Source organism: Streptomyces sp. NPDC006309, assembly GCF_040613095.1.
In the GTDB taxonomy this organism is placed as follows: Bacteria; Actinomycetota; Actinomycetes; order Streptomycetales; family Streptomycetaceae; genus Streptomyces.
The window spans coordinates 16,503-41,711 of sequence record NZ_JBEXRO010000010.1; the positions used below are offsets into that span (position 1 = coordinate 16,503).

Annotated in this window: 24 protein-coding genes; 13 read left to right on the forward strand and 11 right to left on the reverse strand. The window is 71.7% G+C overall.

What is annotated here, in order from left to right:
* Nucleotides 1-186: 186 nt before the first annotated feature.
* Nucleotides 187-1,359, forward strand: coding sequence for a S1 family peptidase (locus ABZ117_RS15585; protein ID WP_356821021.1), 1,173 nt, complete (start codon nucleotides 187-189; stop codon nucleotides 1,357-1,359).
* 542 nt (nucleotides 1,360-1,901) lie between these two features.
* Here the strand turns inward: ABZ117_RS15585 and ABZ117_RS15590 are convergent.
* Entirely contained in the window at nucleotides 1,902-2,480 is a 579-nt protein-coding gene (locus ABZ117_RS15590; protein ID WP_356821022.1) for a TetR/AcrR family transcriptional regulator, read from the reverse strand.
* Between the two features lie 281 nt (nucleotides 2,481-2,761).
* Here ABZ117_RS15590 and ABZ117_RS15595 point away from each other — a divergent pair, with 281 nt between their 5' ends.
* From ABZ117_RS15595 to ABZ117_RS15610, 4 genes are read left to right on the forward strand one after another with little or no spacing between them, the layout of a single operon-like run.
* On the forward strand, nucleotides 2,762-3,343 hold the full coding sequence (locus tag ABZ117_RS15595) for a 2Fe-2S iron-sulfur cluster-binding protein (protein ID WP_356821024.1): 582 nt from the start codon (nucleotides 2,762-2,764) through the stop codon (nucleotides 3,341-3,343).
* Nucleotides 3,340-4,332, forward strand: a complete 993-nt coding sequence (locus ABZ117_RS15600; protein WP_356821026.1) for a xanthine dehydrogenase family protein subunit M — start codon at nucleotides 3,340-3,342, stop codon at nucleotides 4,330-4,332. Before ABZ117_RS15595 ends, ABZ117_RS15600 begins: the two co-directional genes overlap by 4 nt.
* The gene (locus ABZ117_RS15605; RefSeq protein WP_356821028.1) at nucleotides 4,329-6,467 is read left to right on the forward strand and encodes a xanthine dehydrogenase family protein molybdopterin-binding subunit; all 2,139 of its coding nucleotides are present in this window, start codon (nucleotides 4,329-4,331) and stop codon (nucleotides 6,465-6,467) included. The genes ABZ117_RS15600 and ABZ117_RS15605 overlap by 4 nt, the downstream gene beginning before the upstream one ends.
* The gene (locus ABZ117_RS15610; RefSeq protein ID WP_356821030.1) at nucleotides 6,460-7,641 is read left to right on the forward strand and encodes an XdhC/CoxI family protein; all 1,182 of its coding nucleotides are present in this window, start codon (nucleotides 6,460-6,462) and stop codon (nucleotides 7,639-7,641) included. The genes ABZ117_RS15605 and ABZ117_RS15610 overlap by 8 nt, the downstream gene beginning before the upstream one ends.
* 280 nt (nucleotides 7,642-7,921) lie before the next feature.
* Here the strand turns inward: ABZ117_RS15610 and ABZ117_RS15615 are convergent, their stop codons facing one another.
* Nucleotides 7,922-8,572 carry an HAD family phosphatase gene (locus tag ABZ117_RS15615; RefSeq protein ID WP_356821032.1) on the reverse strand — a complete coding sequence of 217 codons (651 nt, stop codon included), beginning with the start codon at nucleotides 8,570-8,572 and terminating at the stop codon, nucleotides 7,922-7,924.
* 32 nt (nucleotides 8,573-8,604) lie between these two features.
* Nucleotides 8,605-9,807: an MFS transporter gene (locus tag ABZ117_RS15620; RefSeq protein WP_356821034.1), complete on the reverse strand. Its 1,203-nt coding sequence runs from the start codon at nucleotides 9,805-9,807 to the stop codon at nucleotides 8,605-8,607.
* A gap of 89 nt (nucleotides 9,808-9,896) precedes the next feature.
* On the opposite strand from ABZ117_RS15620, the gene ABZ117_RS15625 reads away from it, so the two are divergent.
* Nucleotides 9,897-10,658 (forward strand): DeoR/GlpR family DNA-binding transcription regulator, encoded by a 762-nt coding sequence (locus ABZ117_RS15625; RefSeq protein ID WP_356821036.1) that lies wholly within the window; start codon nucleotides 9,897-9,899, stop codon nucleotides 10,656-10,658.
* Nucleotides 10,659-10,989: 331 nt separating this feature from the next.
* On the opposite strand, the gene ABZ117_RS15630 is transcribed toward ABZ117_RS15625, so the two are convergent.
* Complete coding sequence (locus ABZ117_RS15630; RefSeq protein ID WP_356821037.1) at nucleotides 10,990-11,364, reverse strand: nuclear transport factor 2 family protein; 375 nt, start codon at nucleotides 11,362-11,364, stop codon at nucleotides 10,990-10,992.
* A 198-nt stretch (nucleotides 11,365-11,562) separates the two neighbouring features.
* Here ABZ117_RS15630 and ABZ117_RS15635 point away from each other — a divergent pair, with 198 nt between their 5' ends.
* From ABZ117_RS15635 to ABZ117_RS15655, 5 genes are read left to right on the forward strand one after another with little or no spacing between them, the layout of a single operon-like run.
* The gene (locus ABZ117_RS15635) at nucleotides 11,563-12,930 is read left to right on the forward strand and encodes a TrpB-like pyridoxal phosphate-dependent enzyme (protein WP_356821039.1); all 1,368 of its coding nucleotides are present in this window, start codon (nucleotides 11,563-11,565) and stop codon (nucleotides 12,928-12,930) included.
* Nucleotides 12,931-12,943: 13 nt separating this feature from the next.
* Nucleotides 12,944-14,749 carry a gamma-glutamyltransferase family protein gene (locus tag ABZ117_RS15640; RefSeq protein ID WP_356821041.1) on the forward strand — a complete coding sequence of 602 codons (1,806 nt, stop codon included), beginning with the start codon at nucleotides 12,944-12,946 and terminating at the stop codon, nucleotides 14,747-14,749.
* Nucleotides 14,750-14,772: 23 nt separating this feature from the next.
* On the forward strand, nucleotides 14,773-15,273 hold the full coding sequence (locus ABZ117_RS15645; protein WP_356821043.1) for a VOC family protein: 501 nt from the start codon (nucleotides 14,773-14,775) through the stop codon (nucleotides 15,271-15,273).
* The gene (locus ABZ117_RS15650) at nucleotides 15,270-16,259 is read left to right on the forward strand and encodes an L-tyrosine 3-hydroxylase (RefSeq protein WP_356821045.1); all 990 of its coding nucleotides are present in this window, start codon (nucleotides 15,270-15,272) and stop codon (nucleotides 16,257-16,259) included. The genes ABZ117_RS15645 and ABZ117_RS15650 overlap by 4 nt, the downstream gene beginning before the upstream one ends.
* On the forward strand, nucleotides 16,249-17,451 hold the full coding sequence (locus ABZ117_RS15655) for an FAD-dependent oxidoreductase (protein WP_356821047.1): 1,203 nt from the start codon (nucleotides 16,249-16,251) through the stop codon (nucleotides 17,449-17,451). The genes ABZ117_RS15650 and ABZ117_RS15655 overlap by 11 nt, the downstream gene beginning before the upstream one ends.
* Before the next feature lie 67 nt (nucleotides 17,452-17,518).
* On the opposite strand, the gene ABZ117_RS15660 is transcribed toward ABZ117_RS15655, so the two are convergent.
* The 4 genes from ABZ117_RS15660 to ABZ117_RS15675 are packed head-to-tail and all read right to left on the reverse strand — an operon-like array spanning nucleotide 17,519 to nucleotide 20,360.
* Complete coding sequence (locus tag ABZ117_RS15660) at nucleotides 17,519-18,004, reverse strand: YbaK/EbsC family protein (protein ID WP_356821049.1); 486 nt, start codon at nucleotides 18,002-18,004, stop codon at nucleotides 17,519-17,521.
* Between the two features lies 1 nt (nucleotide 18,005).
* Nucleotides 18,006-18,581 (reverse strand): flavin reductase family protein, encoded by a 576-nt coding sequence (locus ABZ117_RS15665; RefSeq protein ID WP_356821051.1) that lies wholly within the window; start codon nucleotides 18,579-18,581, stop codon nucleotides 18,006-18,008.
* Nucleotides 18,568-18,813 carry a hypothetical protein gene (locus tag ABZ117_RS15670; protein ID WP_356821052.1) on the reverse strand — a complete coding sequence of 82 codons (246 nt, stop codon included), beginning with the start codon at nucleotides 18,811-18,813 and terminating at the stop codon, nucleotides 18,568-18,570. Before ABZ117_RS15670 ends, ABZ117_RS15665 begins: the two co-directional genes overlap by 14 nt.
* Entirely contained in the window at nucleotides 18,813-20,360 is a 1,548-nt protein-coding gene (locus ABZ117_RS15675; protein WP_356821054.1) for a tryptophan halogenase family protein, read from the reverse strand. The genes ABZ117_RS15670 and ABZ117_RS15675 overlap by 1 nt, the downstream gene beginning before the upstream one ends.
* A gap of 227 nt (nucleotides 20,361-20,587) precedes the next feature.
* Here ABZ117_RS15675 and ABZ117_RS15680 point away from each other — a divergent pair, with 227 nt between their 5' ends.
* A complete protein-coding gene (locus ABZ117_RS15680) occupies nucleotides 20,588-21,310 on the forward strand; it encodes a response regulator transcription factor (protein ID WP_356821056.1) in 723 nt (240 codons plus the stop codon).
* 69 nt (nucleotides 21,311-21,379) lie between these two features.
* Here ABZ117_RS15680 and ABZ117_RS15685 read toward each other — a convergent pair whose 3' ends face one another.
* A complete protein-coding gene (locus ABZ117_RS15685; RefSeq protein WP_356821058.1) occupies nucleotides 21,380-22,015 on the reverse strand; it encodes a LysE family translocator in 636 nt (211 codons plus the stop codon).
* A gap of 218 nt (nucleotides 22,016-22,233) precedes the next feature.
* On the opposite strand from ABZ117_RS15685, the gene ABZ117_RS15690 reads away from it, so the two are divergent.
* Nucleotides 22,234-23,043 carry a formate/nitrite transporter family protein gene (locus ABZ117_RS15690; RefSeq protein ID WP_356821060.1) on the forward strand — a complete coding sequence of 270 codons (810 nt, stop codon included), beginning with the start codon at nucleotides 22,234-22,236 and terminating at the stop codon, nucleotides 23,041-23,043.
* Between the two features lie 255 nt (nucleotides 23,044-23,298).
* Here ABZ117_RS15690 and ABZ117_RS15695 read toward each other — a convergent pair whose 3' ends face one another.
* Nucleotides 23,299-24,021, reverse strand: a complete 723-nt coding sequence (locus tag ABZ117_RS15695) for an alpha/beta hydrolase (protein ID WP_356821062.1) — start codon at nucleotides 24,019-24,021, stop codon at nucleotides 23,299-23,301.
* A gap of 324 nt (nucleotides 24,022-24,345) precedes the next feature.
* On the reverse strand, nucleotides 24,346-25,182 hold the full coding sequence (locus ABZ117_RS15700) for a helix-turn-helix transcriptional regulator (RefSeq protein WP_356821064.1): 837 nt from the start codon (nucleotides 25,180-25,182) through the stop codon (nucleotides 24,346-24,348).
* Between the last annotated feature and the right edge of the window lie 27 nt (nucleotides 25,183-25,209).

Consider the following 25,209-nt stretch of genomic DNA (forward strand, 5'->3'; position numbering starts at 1 on the left):
TCACCCGATGAGCCGTCACCCGCCCGGCGGCGTACCGGGCCACCGCTCACATCGTCGGATCGAACCCTGCATTGGCATGGACCTGACGTGCGGACGCGACTAGGCTCTGCCCCGCCACGCATGAGAGCGCTCTCAGACACATCGGCTGTTCCACCCCCACCCCTGGAACGACGAAGGGCAACCTCCATGAGACGCACCAGACTTGCGCACGCCGTCACGGCCGCGCTCCTCGTCCTCGGCGGACTGAGCGCGGCCGGTACCTTCCCCGCGTCGGCGACCGGCTCCGCCGCCGAAGCCGCCACCTCCGCACGATCGGCCGAGCCCGCCGCCGACGGCATCCTCACCGCCATGCAGCGGGACCTCGGCCTGACCCGCACCCGGGCGGTGGCCCGGCTCGCGGCCGAGAAGACCGCCGCGCAGCTCGCCCCCAAGGCTCGCCGCACGGCGGGCGCCGCCTACGCGGGCTCCTGGTTCGACGCCCCGAGCGGGCGTCTGACCGTGGCGCTCACCCGGGACGCCCCGGCCGCCACACGCCGGGCGATCGAACGTTCCGGGGCCACCGTCCGTACCGCCGAGCACAGCGCCCGGCAACTGGACGCGGCCAAGGCGCGCATCGACCGGCTGACCGCACCCCCCGGGGTCAGCGGCTGGCATGTCGATCCGAAGGCCGGCACGGTCGTCGTCGAGGTCGTACGCGGCAAGCGGGCCGACAACGATGTCCGGCGCTTCCTGTCGCAGGCCCGCCGGACCGGGCCCGTCACCGTCCAGACTTCCGCGGCCCCGAGGACCCTCGCCGCCGGCACCGTGGGAGGTGACCCCTACTACACCGGCAACGTCCGCTGCTCCATCGGCTTCTCGGTGTACGGCGGCTTCGTCACGGCCGGGCACTGCGGGCAGCCCGGCGCCGGGGTCAGCGGCTGGGACCACTCCTACATCGGCACCTTCCAGGGCTCCTCGTTCCCGGACAACGACTACGCCTGGGTCAGCGTGGGCAGCGGCTGGTGGACGGTGCCGGTGGTGCTCGGCTGGGGCACGGTGCCCGACCAGCTCGTACGCGGCTCCGCCGTGGCGCCCGTCGGCTCCTCGGTCTGCCGTTCGGGTTCCACCTCGCACTGGCACTGCGGCACGGTGCTGGCGCTGAACGAGACCGTCAACTACAGCCAGGGCGCGGTGCACGAGCTGACCAGGACCAGCGCCTGCGCCGAACCCGGTGACTCGGGCGGCTCCTTCATCACCGGGGACCAGGCCCAGGGCGTCACCTCCGGCGGCTGGGGCAACTGCTCCAGCGGCGGCGAGACCTGGTTCCAGCCGATCAACGAGATCCTGGGCCGGTACGGTCTGACCTTGCACACCTACTGACCGGAGCCCGGCAGCCCGGGGGGTTCCGCACGCCCGACGCGGAACCCCCCCACCCGTGACCCCCGGGGCTCCCGGGACCGTCCGCGGGACGACACCACCGCGGAACGGATCCCCGTCCGTCACGTCCGGCACCTCGACCACCCGCCCGGGACCGCATGCCCACCACGTATGCGCCGCGGTCGACGCCGCCCTGCCCCGGCTCGTCGCCTGCGCGCCGGCCGGGCCGGCAGCGGGCGGTCCGCCACAGGGCGCCGACGCAGCCTCGCCGCGCGCGGTGCCGACAGGGGCGTCGGCGCAGGCGGCGGGCGGCCCGCGTGACCCGCGTGGCGCGGCGGAACGGCAGTGTGGGCAGCACCAGGGCGAACGCGCCCTCGGCCGCGGTGGCCGGGCTCATGACGGGCGTCCGCTGCGGCCACGACGCGGTTCTGCGTACCCTCGCCCGCCGGCTGAGGAACGCCGCCGGCCGGCGGTGCGCCCGTCGGACCGGAACCAGGCACTCACCGCGAGCCGGCGCCCCCCACAGAGCGCCCCCGCACGCGTCGTCACCCCCGAGGCGCCCCGCTGCGCAAGCCGGACATGACGAGGTCGAGGAGCCGGGCGGCGCGGGGGCGCCAGTCCTCGTGGGGGTCGAGTTGCCACAGGCCCGCTATGGCGAGGAGGAAGTCGTCGGCGGTGACCGCGGGGCGGATGGTGCCGGCTTCCTCGTTGGCGCGCAGCAGGAGTTCCGCCGCGTGGGCCACCGGTGTGGGGGACGGCTTGGCGGGGCCCCCGGGCGCGCCGGTGACCTGCCGTATCGCGTCGGCCAGCCCGGCCTTGGTCATGGCGAACTCGGCGAGCCGGTCCATCCAGGCGCGCAGGGCCGCGTCGGGCGCGCGGGTGGCGAGCAGGTGTTCCGCGCTGTCCGCGACCTGCTGCATCTCGTGGCGGTAGATCTCCAGGACGAGTGATTCGCGGTTGGGGAAGTTCCGGTAGAAGGTGCCCTGCCCGACACCGGCCTTCTTGGCGATCTGGCTCAGCGGGGTGTCGGCACAGTGCGACAGTTCGGCGAGTGCCACTTCCAGGATGCGTTCGCGGTTGCGCTGTGCGTCCGAGCGCCGGGGTGAGTCCTTCTGCTGCGGCACTCGTCCTCCTCAAGGCGTGGCCGAACGGCGTGGCCGAACCTCGCCCTTGCTAAGCGGACAACTGTCCATTACGTTTTCCAGGAGCGGACAGCTATCCGGTTACGTTCACCATAGCGGCGGAGGCGGCCCCGCGGGAGTCGCCGGCCGCCCCCACGGGGCCCGCGCCCCGCACCTTCGTTCGCCCCCGCCCTCGCGTCACCGACCGCACGACGTACTCCCCGCGCCGCCGCCCCTCGGCCGCCGGCCCCCCGTCTGTCCTGGAAATGCGAAAGAAGCAGCTCATGGCCTCATCGACGTCCAGTGCCATCACCTTGAGGATCAACGGCGAGAAGTACACACTGCCCGTCGACCACCGCACCACACTGCTCGACGCCCTGCGCGAGCGCCTCGATCTCACCGGCACGAAGAAGGGCTGCGACCAGGGGCAGTGCGGGGCCTGTACGGTCCTGCTGGACGGACGGCGGTCGGTCGCCTGCCTGCAACTGGCGGTGGCGGCCGAGGGCCGGGAGATCACCACCATCGAGGGCGTGGCCGACGGTGAGCGGCTGCATCCCGTGCAGCAGGCCTTTCTCGACCTGGACGGTTTCCAGTGCGGCTACTGCACACCGGGCCAGATCTGTTCGGCGATCGGGATGATCGAGGAGCACGCGGCGGGCTGGCCGAGCGCCGTCACCGAGGACGTCCGCCCCGAGGCGGGGCCCCCACCCCTGACCGCCGAGGAGATCCGCGAGCGGATGAGCGGAAACCTGTGCCGTTGCGCCGCGTACGTCTCGATCGTCGACGCGGTGGCCCGCGCGGCCGGGGCCCGGCCGGACGAGGAACACGCGCACCCCGTGACGGGTGCCGAGGAGGCTGTGGCATGAGGGAGTTCGACTACCAGCGGGCGCACGACGTCACCGGGGCCGTCGCCCTGCTCGGCACCGATCCGGACGCCCGCTATCTCGGTGGCGGCACCAACCTGGTCGACCTGATGAAGACCGGCGTCGAGCGGCCCGCGCGGCTCGTCGACGTCCGCGAACTCCCGCTGGACCAGATCGAGACGACGCCGGAGGGCGGTCTGCGCATCGGCGCGACCGTCACCAACGGCGACCTGGCCGCCCACCCCGAGGTGCGGCGCCGTTACCCGGCGCTCGCCCAGGCGGTGCTCGCCGGTGCGTCCGGCCAGCTGCGCAACATGGCCACGGTCGGCGGGAACCTGGTCCAGCGCACCCGCTGCGGCTACTTCACCGACGTCACCCAGCCCTGCAACAAGCGGATCCCCGGCAGCGGCTGCCCCGCCATCGAGGGCGAGCACCGCAACCACGCGATCCTGGGCGCTTCCGACCACTGTGTGGCCGTACACCCCTCGGACATGGCCGTGGCCCTGACCGCCTTCGACGCCGTGGTCCGGTTCGAGACGGCGGACGGGCCCGGTCAGCTGCCGCTCGCCGGCTTCTACCTGCCCGTCGGGGACACCCCGCACCGGGAGACCGCCCTGCCGCCGGGCGCGCTGATCACCGGCGTGACACTGCCACCCGCCCCGGTCGCCGCCCGCTCCCGCTACCGCAAGGTCCGCGAGCGCGCCTCCTACGCCTTCGCCATCGGCTCCCTCGCCGCCGCGCTCGACGTCCGTGACGGCGTCGTCCGGGACGCGCGCCTGGCCCTCGGCGCCGTCGCCTCCCGGCCGTGGCGGGCCGCCGCGGCCGAGCGGGTCCTGACCGGCGCACCGGCCACCGCCGAGACCTACGCCGCCGCGGCGGACGCCGAGCTGGCGGCGGCGCGGCCGCTGCCGCACAACGGCTACAAGGTGGACCTCGTCCGCAATCTGGTGGTGGCCGTCCTGACCGAACTCGCCGAGGAGAGCGCACGATGACCGCCGTCACCACCGGAACGCCCGCGCAGGCGCCTGCCGTCGGCACCGGCCACACCCGTGTCGAGGGCAGGGACAAGGTCACCGGAGCGGCCCGCTACGCGGGCGAGGTGCCCTTCGCCGACCTCGCCCACGGCTGGCTGGTGCTGTCCACGGTCGCCCGAGGCCGCGTCCGCGCCCTCGACACCGAACCCGTCCTCGCCATGCCGGGCGTCATCGCCGTGCTGGACCACCGCAACGCCCTGCGCCTGGAGACCGACTTCACCGGTCCGATGGGCATGCGCCCCGACCCGACCTGCGCGGTCTTCCAGCACGACCGGGTGCCGCACCGGGGCTGGCCGGTGGCGCTGGTGGTCGCCGAGACGTCCGAGCAGGCGCGGGAGGCCGCCGAGGCACTCGTCGTGCACTACGAACAGGAGCCGCACGACGTCGAGTTCACCGGCGAGCGGGCGGACGCGTACCCGCTGGACGGCCATATGCCGGCGGTGACGGAGAAGGGGGACCTCGACGCCGCGCTCGCCTCCTCGCCCGTCGTCGTGGACGCCGAATACACCACCCCCGAAGAGCACCACAACCCGATGGAGCCCCACGCGGCGACCGCCCGCTGGGACGGCGGACAGCTGGAGGTGATCGACTCCAACCAGGGCGTCACCTGGGTCGCCGGCACACTCGCGAACCTCTTCACCCTCGACCCGGCCTCCGTGCGCGTGCGCTCCGAACACGTCGGCGGCGGCTTCGGCAGCAAGGGGGTCCGCGCCCACCAGGTCGCCGCGGTGATGGCCGCGACCGTCCTGCACCGGCCCGTCCGCGTCGTCCTGACCCGCCGTCAGATGTTCTCGCTGGCCGGCTACCGCAGCCCCACCGCCCAGCGAGTCCGGCTCGGCGCCGACACCGCCGGACGCCTGCGCGCCCTGGAGCACCGAGCCGTCAGCGCCACCTCCACGGTGTACGAGTTCATCGAGCCGAGCGCCGGGGTGGCGCGGGTGATGTACGACGCCGACGCCCACCACACCGCCAACCGTCTCGTACGGCTCGACGTGCCCACCCCGACGTTCATGCGTGCCCCGGGCGAGGCACCCGGCTCGTTCGCGCTGGAGGCGGCACTCGACGAACTCGCCGAGAAGTGCGGGCTCGACCCGGTCGAGCTGCGCCTGCGCAACGAACCGGACAAGGGCCCGGTGTCGGGCCTGCCGTTCGCCGGCCGCCAGCTGGCCGCCTGCCTCCGGGAGGGCGCCCGCCGGTTCGGCTGGGCGGACCGGGACCCGCGCCCCGGGGTGCGCCGGGACGGCCGCTGGCTGCTCGGCACCGGTACGGCCGCGGCCTCGTTCCCGGCGGGCGCCGCGCCGTCCACCGCCGCCGCGACAGCGCACCCGGACGGCACCTTCACCGTGCGGATCTCCGCGGCCGACATCGGCACCGGGGCCCGTACCGCGCTCACTCTGGTCGCCGCGGACGCGCTCCAGGTGCCGCCGGAGCGCATCCGGGTGCGCATCGGGGACAGCGCCTTCGGTCCCGCGATGATCGCCGGCGGCTCCATGGGCACCCGCTCGTGGTCCTGGGCCGTCCAGGCCGCGGCCGGTGACCTGCGCGAACGGCTGGCTCTCGGCGCCGACATCCCGCCGGAGGGCATCACCGTACGCTCCGACACCACCGCGGCCGTCGCGGCGCTGCCGCCCGCCGAACGCCACTCCTACGGTGCGCAGTTCGCGGAGGTCGCCGTGGACACCGGCACCGGCGAGGTGCGGGTGCGGCGGATGCTCGGCATCTTCACGGCGGGCCGGATCGTCAACCCGCTCACCGCCCGCAACCAGCTGCTGGGCGGCATGATCTGGGGCATCTCCATGGCCCTGCACGAGGAGGCCGTCCGGGACCACGCCTCGGGCGGCCATGTCGGCGCCGACCTCGCGGGCTACCACGTCGCCACCCACGCCGACGTGCCCCGCATCGAGGCGGACTGGCTCGAGGACACCGACCCGGACGACCCGGTCGGCATCAAGGGCATCGGAGAGGTCGGCATCGTCGGCGCCGCGGCGGCGATCGCCAACGCGGTCTGGCACGCGACCGGCGTACGCCACCGCGACCTGCCCATCCGGCCCGACCGCGTCCTGTCGGCCGCCGCGGGGGCCCCGGATGCTTGATCTGGCCGAGGAACTGCGCCACTGGACCGAGGAGGGCCGGGAGTTCGCCGTCGCCACCGTGGTGGCGGTCGCCGGCAGCGCGCCGCGCGCTCCCGGCGCGGCCCTCGCCGTCGACAGCGCGGGCACGGCCATCGGCTCGGTCTCCGGCGGCTGCGTGGAGGGCGCGGTGTACGACCTGTGCCGCGAGGCCCTGCGGACCGGCGAGAGCGTGCTCGAAAGGTTCGGCTACAGCGACGACGACGCCTTCGCCGTCGGCCTGACCTGCGGCGGGACGATCGACATGCTGGTCACACCGGTGACCGGCGAGGCCCGCGTACGCACCGTCCTGCGGTCGGCGCTGTCGGCCGCCGCGCAGGGCGAACCGGCGGCCCTCGCCCGGGTGGCCCGGGGCCCCGCCGAACTCCTCGGCCGGGCCCTGCTGGTCCGCCCCGACGGCACGGCCGAGGGAACTCTCGGCGGCCATCCGGAGCTGGACCGGGTGGCGGCGGCCGAAGCCCGCGCCCTGCTGGAGGCGGGCCGCACCGGCACGGTGGGCCTGTCGGCGAGCGGAGCGAGAGGGGAGTCCCCCCGGACGGAGTCCGGGGGAGGCGCGCACTGCCCCGGCGGTCTGACACTGCTGGTCGAGTCGAACGTGCCGCCCCCGCGGATGATCGTCTTCGGTGCGGTGGACTTCGCGGTGGCGCTGGCCCGGGCCGGCCGGTTCCTCGGCTACCGCGTCACCGTCTGCGACGCCCGGCCGGTCTTCGCCACGCCGGACCGGTTCCCGGACGCCGACGAGGTCGTCGTCGACTGGCCGCACCGCTACCTGCGGCGCACCGCCACCGATGCCCGTACGGTCCTGTGCGTGCTCACCCACGACGCGAAGTTCGACGTACCGTTGCTGAAGGTGGCCCTGCGGATGCCGGTCGCGTTCGTCGGGGCGATGGGCTCGCGCCGCACCCACGAGGACCGCAACCGGCGTCTGCGGTCGGAAGGCCTCACCGAACGGGAACTGTCGCGGCTCCACTCACCGATCGGCCTCGACCTCGGCGCCCGCACCCCGGAGGAGACCGCCCTGTCCATCACGGCGGAGATCGTCGCCGCGCGACGGGGCGGGACGGGCGTCCCGCTGACCGGGGGGAAGACGCCGATCCATCATGAGAACGGGGAGGCCGAACGGCCGGCGGTCGCCTGACGGTCATTTTCCGAGGGGGCACTCAGCGGGCGGCGTCGTACGGCATCCGGCAAGCGCCGGCAGGGCCCACTGGCGCCCGTCGCCCACGTGCCGCCCGCCCGCGCCCGGGCCCGGCCGCCCGTCGTGAGGCCGATCGCCACCAGCAGGGGCAGGTGTGTCGTGCGCGAGCCCGGCGCGCCGCCCCCCACGGGGCACGCACAGCAGCGGGCGGCCGTGAGGGCAGCACCGGCCGTGCGGATCCCGTGGCCCAGGCACGAGGCGGCGTCCTCGGCACATCCCATCAAGGCGGGCTGCCCGTCGGACGAGTGGAGCGCCGAGCCGGCAACCAGTGTCCGATGACGGCTGCCACCTCGTCCCGGTCGGTGAAGACGTGTCCGTTCATGCCGGTGGCCCGCGCGGCGCGTACGTTCTCCTCACGGTCGTCGACGAAGAGGAAGTCGGCCGGGGCGGCCCGCATGGCGACGACGCAGTGATGGAAGGCTGCGGGGGCCGGCTTCGCCACTCTGATCTTGCCGGAGAAGGCGACGTGGTGCAGATCGCGCAGCCAAGGCTGCGCGGTGAGGAAGGCGTCCGCATGGTCGGAGGGGATGTTGGACAGCAGAGCGACCTCCGCGATGTCGCGCAGGGAGTGGACGTAGGCGACCATCCGGTCGTCGACGCGTGACCAGCTGTCGATGTCGGTGAGGCGCAGTTCCTCGATCGTGCCGGCGTCGGCGGGCAGGGACAGCCGTCGCAGTACGGCGGTCCAGTACTCGGGCGCGGACTGCCGGCCGGCGTCATAGGGCGGGCGGCAGTCCCAGTAGGCCGTGGTGAAGGTGTCGGTGGGGGCGTGGCAGCGGGCGGCCATTTCTTCCAGGGCGCCCGGGCGCTGGTGGCGGGCGATGACCCCGAAGAGGTCGAACAGCACGATGTTCCGGCCGGTGGGGGACATGCTGATGGGTCCTTCCGGATCCTGAGGGGTGTTCAGTGCCTGCTCGCTGCCATCCCGCGCTCGCGGTCGGATTCGGTGCGCAGGGTCCCGGCGGCCACCGCGGTGATCGCACACAGCAGGGTCAGCAGGAGGAAGGCGTGATTCAGGACGACGAGGTGGGTCAGCCAGCCGATGACTGCGGGGCCGGCGAGCATGCCGACGTAGCCGAGTCCGGCGACGCGGGAGACGTTGGCCCCGGCAGCCGAGGAGTCGGCGTGCCCGGCCGCACTGAACAGCTGCGGGACACAGCCGGACAGCCCGAGACCGAACAGCGCCCAGCCTGCGAACGCCGCCCATATCCACCCGGAGACGGCCACGACGGTGATGCCGACAGCGGCCGTGGCCGCGCCGTAGCGCAGGATCGTCATGGATCCGAACCGGGTGACGAGGCGGTCGGTGAGCAGCCGGCCGATCGTCATGGCCGCCGCGAAGGTGCCGTACGCGAATGCGGCAGTGCTCGCGGGTGCACCGACGACGTCCCTCAGGTGCAGCGCGCTCCAGTCGTTGGCGGCTCCCTCGCACAGCATGACCAGCAGAGCCAGGGTGGCGAGGAGCCGGATGCGTCCGCTGGTTCCGCGGCGACCGGCGTCCTGAGCCTGCTCGGCCGTCTCCACCGGGTCCGTGTCGGCAGTGGTGGGTGCGGCCGGCAGCAGGGCGCCCGCCGACACCACGGCGATCACGATGCCGAGGCCTGCCATGGCGGCCATGCCTGCGGCCGGGCCCAGGCCGGCGCTCGCCGTGGCCGCTGCCACGAGCGAGGCGAGGACACCGCCGACCGAGAACGTGGCGTGGAAGGCCGACATGACGGGGCGGCCGTACGCCTTCTCCACATGTACGGCGTGGGCATTCATGCTGACGTCCAGGCAGCCGTTGCAGAACCCGAAGGCCAGCAGGGCACCTGCCAGAGTCCACGGGTCCCGGGACAGGCCGGGCAGCGCGAGGGCCGCGCTGGACAGCACGCCGGTGGCGGGGACGACGATGCGCGCTCCGAGCCGGTCGGTCAGACGCCCGGCCGCCCGCATGCCGAGGAACGCCCCCACGCCCAGCAGCACCAGGAGTCCCCCGAGCGTCGCGTGGCTGACGCCGACGCGCTCCTCGACGGCCGGGATGTGCACCACCCAGGTGCCCATCGTCGTGCCGCACAGGATGAAGTAGACAAAGGTGGCCACTCGGGCATGTCGCAGCGCATTGCTCATGGCCGCTACCGTAACGAACACTGAACGTGCTCAGATACTGTCCTTTCACACACATTGAATGTTCGTTTCGAGGGGTGTTCAATCGCGGTATGAGCAACGCGGACCGACACGGGATGATCGCGCAGGCCGTCAGGGAGTCCGGGAGGATCACGGTCCAAGACCTCGTCCGACTGACCGGCGCCTCCGAGATGACCATCCGGCGCGATCTCGACGCGCTGGCCGCGCAAGGCGTCCTCGAGCGAGTCCGTGGCGGGGCGCGCACCCTGCTGCTCCGGGGCGATGAGCCGCCCTTCGCGCTGCGTGCTCACGCGGCCGTCGACGCCAAGCGCCGCATCGCCGCCGAAGTGTCCTCGCTCATCGCCGACGGGGAGACCGTCCTCCTCGACAGCGGCACCACCTGCCTGGAAATCGCCCACCTGCTGCGCCGACGACCGGTCACTGTGATGCCCCTGTCGTTGCAGGCCATCCACGTACTCGGCCAGGGTCCGGGCCGGGCGAGGCTGATGGTGCCGGGCGGGCAGCCCCGGGCCGCCGAGGGAGCCCTCACCGGCCCCCTCACCCTCGCTTCCCTGGCGGCACTGCGCTTCGACACCGCCGTGATGGGCTGCTGTGGCCTGAGCGCAGCCGAGGGCCTGACCGCCTACGACCTCGATGACGCAGCCGTGAAGAAGGCCGGCATCGCCTCCGCGCGCCGCATCATCGTCGCAGCCGACGGCACCAAGCTGGGCCACACCGCCTACGCCCACGTCGGCCCCTCCACACTCCTGCACACCCTCGTCACCGACACCACGGCTCCCGCCGACGAGGTGACCGCGCTGGAAAGCACCGGCACCGTCGTCAAGGCCGTCTGACGAGGCTTCACCGCTCTGGGAGCGGCGCTGGAGGAGCAGCCGCTCCGCCGCGCCTGCGAAGGGTGCGGCGGGCCGGATCCGGGGGCCTGGCGGTGCGGCCATCGGCCACGCCGGGTACGTCCCGCATGGCGCGCATCAGCGTTCGGGGAGGCGGGCGGCGTCGGGCAGCACCTGGTCCCGCGCGCCGGGGCCCGGGACTCCGGCGCCTCCGCGCGGTCGGTGAAGGAGCTGGAATCGGCGCCGGCGACGTGGGTGACGACGGCCCGATGCGGCACGGTGGGACGGACAGGGAGGGTGCGGGACGGCGCACCGCCGCCGCGACGCGCTCCGGCTACCGCTTCGCGGTGGCCTGGTGGGCGAGGAGCCTCCAGGCGCCGTCGGCCCGGGCCCACACTCCGAGCGAGCGGTTGGCCAATTCCCTCCGTATTCCCCCGGCGGTCATGTCGACGCGCATTTCGCCGATCACCACGGCGGTGTCACCGACCACCGTCACATGCTCAATGAGGTGATCGATGCGGTGGTACACATAATAGGCACTCCCGCATTTCTCGACGAACGAATCGAGCGTATCCAGGGTCCCGCTCGAGTGGGTGTAGGCGAGAGCGGGGTGAGCGAGACCGGTGAAGGCCCGGAGGTTGCGTTCCACAAGGGCGTCGAAACGGAGCTTCTCCAGCTCGCGGATGATGTCCGCGTCGGTTGCCGTCACGGTTCCCTCCACCTCGGACTCCCGCGTCGTTCACCGCCCCAGTCTGCACGTTCACCCGGCTGCCCGTCCTGCGCATTTCGGCCTAGTCCTATCTGCTGACCGTCATCCCGCCGAACAAGCAGAAAAGGCGACGCTGTCCGACTTTCTCCCTCCTAGGATTCCGTGGCAAGAATGTCATGTCACTCGAAGGGAAGCCCGATGGTGAAGCGAGTTCTGCTTTCCGAGACCGATCTGCCCGACCATTGGTACAACATCCTTCCCGATCTGCCGGCCCCGCTCCCCGGTCCGCTCAACCCGCTGACCATGGCTCCGCTCCAGCCGGGTGATCTGGCCGATCTGCTTCCGGGGAAAGTCATCGATCACGAATTCACGCAGGAACGCTGGGTGGAGATCCCGGACCGGGTGCGGGACGTGTACAAGATCTGGCGACCCTCCCCGCTGGTCCGGGCCGAGCGCCTGGAGCGCGTGCTCGACACTCCGGCGCACATCTACTTCAAGTTCGAGGGCGTGTCCCCGTCCGGTTCCCACAAACCGAACACCGCTGTCGTCCAGGCGTACTACGCCGCCGAGGAGGGGGTCCGCCGGCTGACGACGGAGACCGGGGCGGGCCAGTGGGGCTCCGCGCTGTCGTTCGCCGGTGCGCTGTTCGGGCTCGAGGTGAACGTCTACATGGTCCGGGCGTCCTTCGAGCAGAAGCCGTACCGCAAGTCGCTGATGCGGAGCTGGGGCGCCGAGGTCTACTCCTCGCCCACGCAGCGGACCGAAGCCGGGCGCCGGATCCTGGCGAAGGACCCGGACTCGCCCGGCAGTATCGGCATCGCGATCAGTGAGGCCGTGGCCGACGCGCTGAGCCGGGACGACACCAAGTTCGCGCTGGGCTCCATCATGAACAACGTGCTGCTGCACCAGACCGTGATCGGGCTGGAGGCGAAGAAGCAGATGGAGATCATGGGGGAGTACCCCGACGTAGTGATCGGTTGCGTCGGCGGCGGCTCCAACTACGCCGGGCTCGCCTACCCGTTCATGCGGGACCGGCTCAGCGGCGAGCGCCCGCAGACCCGGTTCGTCGCCGCCGAGCCCGATGCCTGCCCCACCCTCACCCGGGGCAAGCTGGCCTACGATTACCCGGACACCGCGGGCCTGACCCCGCCGTTGTACATGCACACCCTCGGACACGACTTCATCCCCGGCGCCATCCACGCCGGCGGCCTGCGCTACCACGGTGACGCGCCCAGCCTGTGCCTGCTCAAGGAGCACGGTCTGGTGGAGGCCCGGGCGTTCGCGCAGACGGACGTCTTCGACGCGGCGGTGAGGTTCGCGCGGAGCGAGGGCTTCGTCATAGCTCCCGAGTCGTCGCACGGGTTGAAGGCGGCGATCGTGGAAGCACTGGCCGCTCGCGAGGCCGGACAGGAGCGGGTCGTCCTGTTCAACATCTCCGGGCACGGCAACTTCGACCTGGCTGCCTTCGATTCCTTCCTGGCCGGCACGATGGAGAATCCGTCGGTCACGGACGAGCAGATCGCGGAGAGCCTGAGCGTCCTCCCGTCGCCCGCCTCGACGGCCTGAGGGGGCTGTGGTGGTGACGACGCGTCCCGAGTTGCGGGGCACCTTCGGCGCGGTGTCCTCGACCCACTGGCTGGCATCGGCGGCAGGTATGGCCACGCTGGAGGCCGGCGGGAACGCCTTCGACGCCGCCGTCGCCGCCGGCTTCGTCCTCCAGGTGGTCGAACCCCATTTGAACGGGCCGGGCGGCGATGTGCCGATCCTCTTCTTCGACGCCGCCTCGGGCCGCGCCCAGGTGATCTGCGGACAGGGCCCGATGCCGCAGGCGGCCACGCCTGCGGCGTTCCGGGCGCTCGGCCTGTCCCGGATCCCCGGCTCGGGGGTGCTCCCGGCCACCGTCCCCGGGGCGTTCGGGGCCTGGCTGAAGGTGCTGGAAGAGCACGGCACGATGCGCCTCGGCCAGGTCCTCCACCACGCCATCGGCTACGCGGCGCACGGCTATCCGGTGCTGCCGAAGGCTGCCGAGGCCATCGCGGTGCTGGCGGAGCTGTTCCGTGGCGAGTGGGCGGAGTCCGGACGCACCTACCTGGTGGACGGCGCACCACCCCGTCCACGTTCCCGGCTGCGCAACGTGGCGCTGGCCGAGACCTACCGGCGGATCCTCAAGGAGGCCGAAGCCGCCGGCCCCGGCCGTGAGCAGCAGATACGCGCTGCCCACCGGGCGTTCTACGGTGGCTTCGTCGCCGAGACCATCGATGCCCATCTGCGGGGCACCGACGTACTGGATTCGACCGGACGGCGTCACCGGGGGCTGCTCACCGGGGACGACATGGCCCGCTGGGAGCCGCGTACGGAGGCCACGGTGAGCCGCGACTACCGGGGTCTGGAGGTGCACAAGCCCGGCCCGTGGTCGCAGGGCCCGGTCTTCCTCCAGCAGCTCGCTCTGCTGGAGGGGTTCGACCTCGCGGCGACGGGTCTGGACAGCTCAGACCATCTGCACACCGTGATCGAGTGCGCCAAGCTGGCCTACGCGGACCGGGAAGCCTGGTACGGCGACCCGGACTTCACCGACGTACCCCTGGCCGCGCTCCTGGCCGACGACTACACCGACGACCGCCGCCGGCTCGTCGGCGACCTGGCCTCCGACACCTTGCGCCCCGGCGCCCCGGCGGGCCGGTCGCCGCGCATCCCGCCGCCGGACCGGGCGGATCCACCCGCCGGCCCCCACTGGCAGGGGCAGTTGTACGACGGGCTGCCCACGGTGGTGCCCCCTGTCGTGGCGGCGACCGAGGCACGCGGCGACACCTGCTGTCTGACGGTCACCGACCGGCACGGCAACATGGTGGCCGCCACTCCCAGCGGCGGCTGGCTGAAGAGTTCCCCCGTGGTCCCCGGTCTCGGCTTCCCTTTGGGCACACGGGGCCAGATGGCCTGGCTGGAGGAGGGGCATCCCAACTCCCTGGCACCGGGGAAGAGACCCCGCACCACGCTCAGTCCCACTCTCGTCACCCAGGAGGGCCGGGCCCGGCTGGCGTTCGGCACACCGGGCGGCGACCAGCAGGACCAGTGGACGCTGGGCTTCTTCCTGGCGCACGTCGACTTCGGACTCGATCTGCAACGCGCCGTGGAGACCCTCGCCTTCCACTCCGAGCATGTCCCGTCCTCGTTCACCCCCCGCACGTACCGGCCGCTCGCCGTACGGATCGAGAGCCGCCGCCCGGACGAGACCGCCTCGGGCCTGACCCGCCGCGGGCACATCCTCGTGCCCGTTGCGGACTGGTCGCTGGGAAAGGTGTGCGCCGTGGGCGTCGAACCCGGCGACGGGCTGCTGCTCGCCGCCGCTTCGCCGCGCGGCGAGCAGGCGTACGCGATCGCCCGATGAACCCCTCGAAAGGATCCACACCCGTGTCTCTCCCCGCGGACGAAACGAAACCGCCCGGCCGCCCCCCACGGGCCGCACTGCACCATCTGGCGGTCGAAACGGCCGATCTCGACAACTGCGTCGCGTGGTACACCGATTTCTTCGGCGGCACCGCCGCCTGGACCCTCGACACCTTCTCCGCCCTGACCCGCGACCGGCTGCCCGGCATCACCCGGCTGACCGAGGTGACGGCCGCGGGTACCCGGTTCCATGTGTTCACCCGTTCGGCCGCCTACGCTCCGCCGCACCCGGACACCCTCCAGTTCCAGCACGTGTGCATGACCGCCGCGTCCCGCTCGGAACTGACACAGTGGCGGGACCGCTGGCAACGGCTGTTCGCCTCGGGCGGCTACGTCTTCGCCCGCCCGGAACCCCCTACGGACATCGTCGTGGACGACGACGGGGTGAGCAGCTTCTACGCCTACGACGTCAACGGGCTGGAGTACGAGTTCACCCACATACCGGCGGAGGCCGAGGGCCGGTGAGCGCGCTGGACGCCAACTCGGCCACCGGTCTGCTGGAAGCCTTCGTCCCCGAGTACGGTGGCCGGGCCTACGGGCTCGAACCCCTGATGCTGCCTCCCGACCCGGTGTGCTGCGACGCCGACGGTCAGCTGATGCGACGGTATGCGGAGCTTCTCGGCCAGGGACCGGACCCGGATGCCGAGTCGGACGCCCCGGTTACCGCCGACTGGGCGGAGCGGTTGTTCTGGTTCCGGTGGATCACCGGCCACCAAGTCACCTTCATGCTCTGGCAGGAGCTGGGACGGCGGGCCGCCGAGGCAGCCGTCGCCGCGCCGCCGGACGACACGGCCGCCATGGGGCGCCTGGTACGGGGCTACTCCGCCATGCTGCTCTACACGGCGTCCTGCACGCGGGACGTCTACCTCCGGATCATCAGGCCGAGCATGGCGCTGCACCACCCCGCCTTCAGCGGTGCCTGGGCCCGCGACTACGGGCCCGTGCGGGCACTGCTGCGCGGCCGGCTCCCCGCTGCCTGGGACGGCCGGTCCGACGCACTCAGCGAGGAGTGCGCACTGAACGAGCGGGTGCACGAGGGCATCGCCGCGAAGCTGGTGCCGGACGCCCCCTCGCTGCTCCAGTCGGCGACGGGCAACTGCCGTCCCTTGCCGCGCGACGTCCGGGCGGCCCTGTTCGACACCTACTTCCTCACTTTCCGCGCACCCTGCGCCCCCGAGGAGGTCGCCGCACAACTCCTGCGCCGGCTACGGGCGGTGCGGCACGATCTCGCGGCCAACGGCCTGTACCCGGCGTCCGCCTCCAGCCGAGCCGAGAAGCCGGAGGCGCTGCGGGCGCCCCGGATCGAGGAGATCGAGCCTGCCGTCCCGGAGCTCCTCGGGCACATCGCCCGCGACTTCCTACGGCATTCCTCCCCCGAATGCACCTTCCCCTCTCCCTCCACCCGCACTGCCGAGCACTCCATGGAAGGAAGCGGATGCCATGGCGCATGACGTGATCGTGGTCGGCGGTGGCATAGCAGGCTGTGCCGCCGCCGAGCGGCTGGCCGAGCGGGGACTGAGCGTGCTCCTCCTGGAGCGCGGCACCCTGGCCGGCGGTGCCACCGGCCGCAACCAGGGCGGTCTGCTGCCGAGCCCCTTGCCCGCCTGCGGTGGCCTGTTCGCCGAGGCGGTCGCCTACTACGCACAGGCCGACCGGGAGAGCGAGGTGCCCTTCCGGTTCCGTCCGCACGGCTATCTGCTGGTCGCGGCGGACGAAGACGGCATGGACCGGGCGCAAGGCCACGGCCGGGCGCTGTCCGAAGGCGGGTTCCCGGCCCATCCGATCAGCTCCCGTGAACTGCGGGAACTGGAGCCCGGCCTCGCCCCCGACCTGGCGGGCGCGGTGGTGGTCGAGGGGGCGCACGCCCTCCACCCGGTCCTGACGGCCGCGGCCCTGGCTGTCCGGGCCGCCCGTGCGGGCGCCGAGATCCGCACGCACACGACGGTCCGGGGGCTGTCGACGGACGGCGAGCGGGTCACCGGTGTGGTCACGGACGGTGGTCCGCTGGCAGCGGGCGCGGTGGTCCTCGCGGCCGGACCGTGGTCGCGAAGCCTGGCCCAGCAGGCCGGCACCGATGTGCCGGTGTTCGGAGCACGTGGCTGGTTGCTGCGCACCGCGCCGGTGACGGGTGCGGTGTTCCGCCACACACTCATGCAGTCCACCTGGCACGGCCCGGTCGGACTGAAGCGCAACGGACCGCCGTTGCTGGCCGACGTCGCCGCTCCCGCGCCGGCGGGGGGCGCCCAGGTCGTCTTCTCGTTGCAGCCGTTGCCGAGCGGGGAGGTCGTGCTCGGCTCCAGCAGCGGCCCCGCGCTACAGCTCGACGACATACGGGACGGTGAGGAGGCGGTCCCGATGATCGCGGCGGCGGCGATCCGGCACGCCCCGGTGCTGGCCAAGACACCGGTGCGCGCGGCGTGGTCGGGTGTGCGCCCGATGTCCCCCGACGGTCTGCCCGTCGTCGGCCCGGCGCCCGGCGCTCCGGGGCTGTGGCTGCTCACCGGCTTCGGGATCGACGGCATGCCGTTGGCGCCCGGGACGGCCAGGCTGCTGACGGAGCACCTGATGGCCGGGCGCCGTCCGGCGGGCGCCGAGCCGTTCGCCCCGGAGCGGTTCGACGGCCGGCGGGACCAGGACGGCTGACCCGGGCACACGGAAGACACGGAAGGCGGTGTGGTCCGGCTGTCCAGGCACACACCGCCTTCCCGGTTCACGAGGAGAGTTCCTCGATCCTCGGATTCACCACCTCGATCAGGCGCCCGGCCTCCATCCGTACGGTCCGGTCGGCACGCCCGCTGCCGCAGTACACGATGTCCATGCGCGTCACCGACGCGTCAAAGACGATCACGGCGTCCGACACGCCGCACACCGGGCTCGCGCCGCCCGGTTCCATGCCCAGCAGGCTCAGCTCCCCGGGCTCGGCCTGCCGGAGCTTGGAACGGGACACGCCCGCCGCCCGGGCCAGCCGGCCGTAGTTGACGCGGCCGGTGACGGGCAGCGCGGCGAGCACGAAGCCGCCGTCGGCCGTCCTGAAGACCATGGTCTTCAGTAACTGCTCGGTGGCGAGCCCGAGTTCGGTCTCGGCGTCCTGCCGTCCCACGATGGGAACGTGGTCGAGGACCGTGAACGGCACTCCGGATCTGCGGAGCACCTCTTCGGGCGACAGGACACGGGTGGGCTCCACGGGCTGCGACATCTCACTCCTCGTCGGCGGAGCCCGGCCGGGACCGGCCGGGCTCCGCCACGCTACTGGCCGACGGCCATGCGGCGTACCGCCGCAACCCGTACAGCAGCGGGGTCCGTTCGGGTCCGGTGCCGACGCTCACCCGGGTCACACGGCCGAAGACCACGGTGTGGTCCCCGGCCTGCCGCACGCTGTCGACCCGGCAGTCGCCCACGGCGTGCGCGGCGTCCCGCAGATGGGGGCCGGCCGCCGTGCCGGGCAGATGCCAGGCCGTCCGCCGGAAGCGGTCCGGGTCGCCGGAGGCGAACAGTTCCGCAACGTCCCGGGCGGAGTGGTGCAGCAGGTTGACGCTGAACGCCCCGGTGCTCCTCAGCGCGTCCAGCGTGGGGCTGCCGCTGCGCACGCACACCAGCAGGGTGGGCGGGCTGAGGGAGACGCTGCACAGCGACGAGCAGGTCATGCCCCAGGGCCGGCCGGCCATGTCGAGGGCCCCGATCACCGCAACGCCCGTGGGGAACAGGGACATCAGGGCCCTGAAGCCCTCTTCACCCGCAGTCGTGTCCTGAGTGGCCGTGTCAGACCCCGTCACGGAACAGCTCCCGGGACGCGGGCCGTGGCGGTGCTCCGGCGGCGGGGTACCGGACCGCGAGCGCCGGCAGCGGGCCGGGGACGACCGTGGTCACCGACGCCACCAGCACCAGGCCGAGGGCGGTCTCCCCGGTGAGCGGTGCGCGGCGTTCCGGCGGCGCCGCCCGGCGGGCCGGCCGGGCCACGGCCAGCACCACCGGCAGCGCCGCCGGGGACCGGGGGGCGACCGTCATCAGCGCAGCCCTGAGAGGTACTCCACCTGGCTGGGCAGCGTCTCCACGAGCTTGCGCGCCTGTTGCCGTACCCGCGTCAGCTCGTGCCGTGCCGCGCGGGTGTCGACGAGGTCCAGCGCGGGCGGGTGACGCAGCGGGAGACCGCCGAGCCCGAGGGCCATGCAGACGTAGCTGTAGGGCTCGAAAGCGTGGTAGTAGGGGTAGGTGGTGTTGTTGTCGGGGAGCCTGCTCGTCCACTGTTCCAGGCGCACCGCCATGTCGTCGGGCAGCGGGCGCTTCTTCGCGTCGCGCCAGTAGTCGTTGTCCACGCGGGCGGCGCCCCGGTAGTGCAGGATCAGGAACTCACGTACGCCCTCGACGGCCCTGGCCGTGCTGAGGTTGTAGGTGTCGCGCAGCACCGGGTCGCGGTTCGTGCCGGGGAAGTACCTGACGAGCTGTTCGATCGCGTGCTGGATGAGGAAGATCCCGGTCGACTGGAGCGGTTCGACGAACCCGGCGGACAGCCCGATACCCACGCAGTTGTTCACCCAGGCCCGGTCGGAGCGGCCGATCCGCATGCGGATGTGGTTGGCTTCCAGGTCCGCGGCCGCGGGTCCGACGAAGTCGCGCAGGACGCGCTCCGCCTCCTCGGGTGCGCAGTAGTCGGCCGCGTAGACGTATCCGGTGCCGATCCTGTCGAGCAGCGGGATGGTCCAGATCCATCCCGCCTCCTGGGCGGTGGCCGTGGTGCACGGCCTGATGCCCCGTACGGCGGTGTCGACGGGGACCCGCAGGGCCACCGCGCGGTCGTTGGGGAGGGAGTCCTGGAAGGAGATGAACGGTTCCCCCAGGGCGTCGCCGAGCAGCCTGCTGCGGAATCCCGAGCAGTCGACGTAGAGGTCGGCGGTCAGGTCGCCGTGCTCGCGGGTGACGAGGCGGTCGATCCAGCCCTGCTCGTCGAGCCGCACGTCCACGACGTCGTCGATGATCCGGCGGACACCGCGCTCGACGGCGTAGCGGCTCAGGAAGTCGGCGAGGAGGGAGGCGTCGAAGTGGTAGGCGTAGGGGAACTGGGTGTTCTGCTCGGCGAGCGTGGTCCGGTAGAGGGGGCGGTGGGGGTCCTCGTCGAAATCCTGCTCGAACAGTCGGTGGTCCAGGTACCTGGGGGATGCCTTCGCGTCGCAGAGCCAGGGTATGAGGAAGCAGTCCCGGTCGAAGCGGTCCGTCCCGCCGACCTTCTGCCACCAGTCGGTGAGGGGCACCCCGTCGACGATCCGCATCCGTTCGAACGGATGGTAGAAGTGCGTGCCAGGTGCCCGCCAGTTCTCCAGCCGTACCGCCAGCTTGTAGGTGGCGTTGCATTCCGGCATCCAGTCGGCCTCGCTGAGACCGAGGTAGTCGAAGAAGTGGCGGACCGTGCTGAAGGTTGCCTCCCCGACCCCGATGGTACCGATCCGCCGGGACTCCACCACGGTGACGTCGACGCTGTCCGCGAAGGCCGCCCGTAAGTAGGAGGCGGTCATCCACCCAGCCGTTCCACCACCCAGGATCACCACGCTACGTGTCATGTCGGGTGACCCTAGGCGTGATCGCCGGGCGACGTCTTCGGCAGATCGGACGGATCGCGGGAGGACATCGCGTCGAACGGACTAGGCCGAAGTAGCCAATTCCCGCCTTCACGCACTTGCCGATCGGATATGGCGAAAAAACACGCACTCCGGACTGAGGGTGTGGGAGAGGATGACGCCTTGTTCGATTCGGTCCAATGCTGCGGCTCGCGGCACAGGAGGGCCTCGTGCGTGACGCTCGAACCGACCGGAATCCAACATCGGACGGCCTGGACGGCGTCGAGAAGCGGGCCCCGTTGCGCATCTTCCTGATCGACGACTCCAGCCTGGTGCACGCCGGGCTCGTCGATGTTCTGCGGGCGTACCCCGACCTCACACTCATCGGCAGCGCCCGGGACAGTGCGACGGCGCTCGAAGCCACTCTCGACTCGTCGTTGGACGTGCTCGTGATCAACACCGCCTGCCGGTCCATCGACGTCGTGCACCTGATGCACCGGGCCGCCCACTATGCCGGTGCCGGGGTCTCGCGCATGCTGCTGCTGAGTAATGACGCGAACAACCCCATCCACGCGGAAGCGGAAAAACTCGGTGCCGGGGGGCTGGTGCTGGCGTGGGAGGAGCCGGCATTCCTGGTGTCCGCCATAAGACTCGTCTCCGGGGGCTACCGCATCGGCGTACCCGAGCAGGGCGAGCCCGACCGCACACCGTCCCGCAGACAGTCCGTCCACCATACGGCGCTCGACCTGCTCACACTCCGCGAGCGGCAGGTCCTCACACTCCTGGCGCGCGGCTTGAAGAACGCGGAGATCGCCGGAGAACTGGTGGTGAGCGAGAGCACGGTCAAGACACACGTGCAGAACGTGCTCATGAAGCTCGGCCTACGGAACCGGGCCAGTGCGGTCGCGGTCGCGTACGAGTTGGGCCTCACCCGGGCCGAACGGGCCAGCTGATCCGGGCGACCGCGCCGGCCCGTGTCCTGGGCGCCGGACCCGCAGGGGCGGGGCGGGCTCGATCCCGTTTCATTCCCGGCCGCTGAACGCGAGCCGGACCCCCAGGCCGACCATCGCGACGCCCGACGCCCCACCGATCCAGGACAGCCGACGCGGTGAACCGGCAAGCCAGTTGCGGGCCGTTCCGGCGAGGAGGCCCCATGCCGCGTCCGAGATCAACGCGATCAGGACACAGATCAGGCCGAGCAGCAACAACTGCACCTGCGCGTTTCCCGTCGACGCGTCGACGAACTGCGGCAGTACCGCGCCGAAGATCAGCAGTCCCTTGGGATTGCTCACCCCGACGATGAAGCCCTCCCGGAAGATCCGTGCCGGACGGGCCGGCGCCGACACGGTCTGATCCTCCACCATCAGCAGCTTGCGTCGCCGCCAGGCCTGGACACCGAGATAGACGAGATACAGCGCACCGGCGAACTTCAGGATCGAGAAGATCAGGAGGGAGCGGGCAAGCACTTCCCCCAGCCCGAACGCCACCAGCACCACCTGGACGAGCAGCCCCGCTTCGTTCCCCACCGCCGTCGACACAGCGGCCTTCCGGCCCAGTGCCACCCCTCGGCTCACCACGAAAAGGACACTCGGCCCCGGCACAGCGATCAGCACGGTTACAACGGTCAGGAAGACAGTCAAACGCTCTGGTCCGATCACCTCCACAGAATACGCACCACGAGTCCGACGTCTCCGCCGTTTCGGCCAACGCGGTGAGCGATGCCGCGCACCGATCGGGTCAGTGAACTGCGGCCGGGTTAGGACGGCGTGGGTGACGGCATCCGGGGACGATCTCACCGAAGATCACTGCGGGAACGCTCCGGTCTCACGACACCGGCGACGTGTTCCCGTGCCGACGTGAGACCGGAGGAACCGTCATGCAGCCGGATGACCCGATCATGCAGGGGCCCGGGGAGCGGCGGGTCGCCGAAGCGGCGGAACGGATCGTGGACGAGGGCCGGCCACGGTTGCACCGCACCTGGACGTCATTGGTGGCCACCTCGCTGCTGGGCGGTATCGACGTAGGTGTCGGTGTCATGACGCTGCTGTTCGTGCGGCAGGTGACCGGCAGTGAACTGCTGGCCGGGCTGGCCTTCTCCGTGGGGCTCATCGCCTTGCTGCTCGGTCACAGCGAGCTGTTCACGGAAGGCTTCCTGGTACCCGTCGCCACCGTCATCGCCGGTGCGGCCTCCTGGCTGGACCTGGTACGGATGTGGGTGACGGTCCTGGTGATGAACCTGACCGGCGGATGGCTGTTCACCTGGCTGGTCATGCAGGCTTACCCGGACCTGCACCGCACGGCGGCTGCTTCTGGCGCGCGTTTCGTCGACGGGGGCTACACACTGGGCACCTTCTGCCTCGCCGTGCTGGGCGGCGGCGTCATCACGCTCATGACCCGTATGCACCACGGCACCGAGTCGATGGCCGGGAAGATCACCGCATCGATCACCACCGCGTTCGTCCTGGCCGGGCTCGGACTGTGGCACTCGGTCCTGGACTCCCTGATCGCGTTCGCCGGCCTGCACACCGGCAGGACGCCCTACGGTTACACCGACTGGCTTCGTTGGCTGGCCTGGGCGGTCCTCGGCAACATCGTCGGGGGCCTCCTGCTGACGACGGGACTGCGCCTCGTGCGCAGCGCCCCGGTGCTGACAGGCGACAAACCGTCGCTGAAAGCCGGCTCCTGACACCCACGAGACGGGCGTGACGCGCCCCGGCTCACCATCTCGGCCGCCGGCCGCCGACACACGGAGCGGGGTGTTCCCTCCTCGGGCGCGCCCGGGGCTGCGGGGGTACTGGACTCCGGGTGTGATCACCCGCATGCAGACCGGGTCGTGCTCCTTGGCGGTTCGGACGACATCCTCCAGGTGCTAGCGCGGCCCCGACCCGCCGGTACCGCCGACGGCGGTACCGCCGTGACCGGGCGCGGGGCCGGCCGGAGGCTAGCTCAAATGCCGGGTGAAGAACCGGGCCGCGTCATCCACCTCGAACCACGGTGTACCGGCGTGGCCGCCCAAGTTGGCGTGCAGCGTCTTCTCCTTGGCGCCGAAGGTGTCGAACAAGTCCAGGGCCGTTCGCCGGTCGTTCCCTTCGTCATCCCACTGAATCAGGAACTGCAGCGGAATGGTGACTCGCCGGGCCTCCTCGCGCAGGAGGTCGGGCACGAAACCCATGCCGAAGAAGACGGCGGCCGAGATGCGCGGATCGACCACCGCCAGCCGAATGCCGATGGCGTTCATCCCGTCGTACCCGACCGAGCCGCCGATCTCGGGCAGCGAAAGGAGGGCGTCCAGAGTGGTCCGCCATTCAGGGACCGCCTTCTCGACCAGCGGGACGATGAAGGCGTCGAGGATCTCATCGACCGGCTCACCGGCCTGCATCGCCCGGCGGAGGTCGGCCCGGGCCTGCTCATCGACGGCGGAACGGGGCCGGTCACCGCACCCGGGTGCGTCGATGGCGGCCGCCGCGAAGCCGTACTCCGCCGCGTAGTGCCGGGCCCGGGCCACCACCCGGGGAAGCCGCTTGTGGAAGCCACCGGGGTGGCCGATCAGGATCAGCGGGGCTGGCCCTGATCCAGGCGTCCACAGGACGCCGGGAATCTCACCGAGGGTGAATTCACGTTCGATGACGTCGTCATCGAGGCGCTGTTCAGAAGTGAATCGCATGGTCGTGCCTTTCGGGAGTGCTGCTGAACGGCACTCCCGGACGACCTATCGCCCGACCGTGACCCCGGAGGGGAGCACCCATGTCAGTACTGCGTTCACGGGTACCACCTCCTTGTTCTCTCGCACGGCCTCCGTGAGATTAGCAACGGTCGCCGTGGTTCGCCAACGGGTTTCTGCGGAAGCTCCGGATGACGCCTCACCACTTCAGGAGACGGTCTTATCGCCCTGACGGAATGGGCGATGCAAGAGCCGCTCAGGGCCTTCGCGTTCGGTTGATGAGGAGCGGGGTCGAGCGGGTTCGTGAAGGCGAGCCCGGCTTCATGGCTACATGGTTGCCTGCTTCGAGGTGGCGTGGAGGGAGCCGAGAAGGTCCAGGGCCTGGGCGTCGGGGCTGCCGGGTTCGGCCTGGTAGATGATGAGTTGCTGGCCCGGAGCGTCGCGTACGTCGAAGGCCTGGTAGGTGAGCGTCAGGGGCCCGACGTCCGGGTGGAGGAAGTACTTGGCGTCCCGGGTCTTGCCACGGACGGCGTGGGCGTTCCACAAGCGAGCGAAGTCCGTGCTGTGCTCGGTGAGGACGCGGACGAGTTCTCGTAGCCGTGGGTTGTCCGGGTCGGGTCCGGCCGCCTGACGCAGGTGGCCGACGGTGGCCTGCGCCGTGCAGTCCCACCGGGCGTAGAACTGCCGGCCCGCCGGGTCGAGGAAGGCCATGCGGGCCAGGTTGTCCGCCTGTTCGAAGGGTGAGTGGAGGGCTTCGGCCAGGGCGTTGCCCGCCAGCACGTCCAAGGTCCGATTGATGACGAACGCCGGGGCACCCGGGTAGCCGTCCATCAACTGGCGAAGGGCGGGACTGACGCGGTCCGTGGTGTGGGTGAACTGGTTGCCCGGCACTGTCCCGGCCAGCTGGTGCAGGTGTGCCCGGGCATCGGGACCCAGACGCAGGGCGCGGCCGAGCGCGTCGAGCACTTGGGCCGAGGGGTGTCGTTCACGCCCCTGTTCCAAGCGGGTGTAGTAGTCCGCGTTCACCCCGGCCAGGACCGCGACCTCTTCACGGCGCAGACCGGTGACCCTGCGCACGCCGTAACTCGCCATGCCGACGTCCTGCGGCCGCAGCGCCGCCCTGCCTGCGCGCAGGAACTCTCCCAGGTGGTTGTTGTCGGTCATCTCCTCAGGCTAGGCCGCGCAAGCCGT

Bases quoted from the DNA above. Each gene is read 5' to 3' on its own strand.
- ABZ117_RS15615 (WP_356821032.1), bottom strand. From the start codon at position 8,572: ATGTCCCCCACCGGCCGGAACATCGTGCTGTTCGACCTCTTCGGGGTC.
- ABZ117_RS15600 (WP_356821026.1), top strand. From the start codon at position 3,340: ATGAGGGAGTTCGACTACCAGCGGGCGCACGACGTCACCGGGGCCGTC.
- ABZ117_RS15695 (WP_356821062.1), bottom strand. From the start codon at position 24,021: ATGCGATTCACTTCTGAACAGCGCCTCGATGACGACGTCATCGAACGT.
- ABZ117_RS15610 (WP_356821030.1), top strand. From the start codon at position 6,460: ATGCTTGATCTGGCCGAGGAACTGCGCCACTGGACCGAGGAGGGCCGG.
- ABZ117_RS15690 (WP_356821060.1), top strand. From the start codon at position 22,234: ATGCAGCCGGATGACCCGATCATGCAGGGGCCCGGGGAGCGGCGGGTC.
- ABZ117_RS15595 (WP_356821024.1), top strand. From the start codon at position 2,762: ATGGCCTCATCGACGTCCAGTGCCATCACCTTGAGGATCAACGGCGAG.
- ABZ117_RS15655 (WP_356821047.1), top strand. From the start codon at position 16,249: ATGGCGCATGACGTGATCGTGGTCGGCGGTGGCATAGCAGGCTGTGCC.
- ABZ117_RS15585 (WP_356821021.1), top strand. From the start codon at position 187: ATGAGACGCACCAGACTTGCGCACGCCGTCACGGCCGCGCTCCTCGTC.
- ABZ117_RS15625 (WP_356821036.1), top strand. From the start codon at position 9,897: ATGAGCAACGCGGACCGACACGGGATGATCGCGCAGGCCGTCAGGGAG.
- ABZ117_RS15700 (WP_356821064.1), bottom strand. From the start codon at position 25,182: ATGACCGACAACAACCACCTGGGAGAGTTCCTGCGCGCAGGCAGGGCG.
- ABZ117_RS15605 (WP_356821028.1), top strand. From the start codon at position 4,329: ATGACCGCCGTCACCACCGGAACGCCCGCGCAGGCGCCTGCCGTCGGC.
- ABZ117_RS15635 (WP_356821039.1), top strand. From the start codon at position 11,563: ATGGTGAAGCGAGTTCTGCTTTCCGAGACCGATCTGCCCGACCATTGG.
- ABZ117_RS15670 (WP_356821052.1), bottom strand. From the start codon at position 18,813: ATGACGGTCGCCCCCCGGTCCCCGGCGGCGCTGCCGGTGGTGCTGGCC.
- ABZ117_RS15675 (WP_356821054.1), bottom strand. From the start codon at position 20,360: ATGACACGTAGCGTGGTGATCCTGGGTGGTGGAACGGCTGGGTGGATG.
- ABZ117_RS15620 (WP_356821034.1), bottom strand. From the start codon at position 9,807: ATGAGCAATGCGCTGCGACATGCCCGAGTGGCCACCTTTGTCTACTTC.
- ABZ117_RS15660 (WP_356821049.1), bottom strand. From the start codon at position 18,004: ATGTCGCAGCCCGTGGAGCCCACCCGTGTCCTGTCGCCCGAAGAGGTG.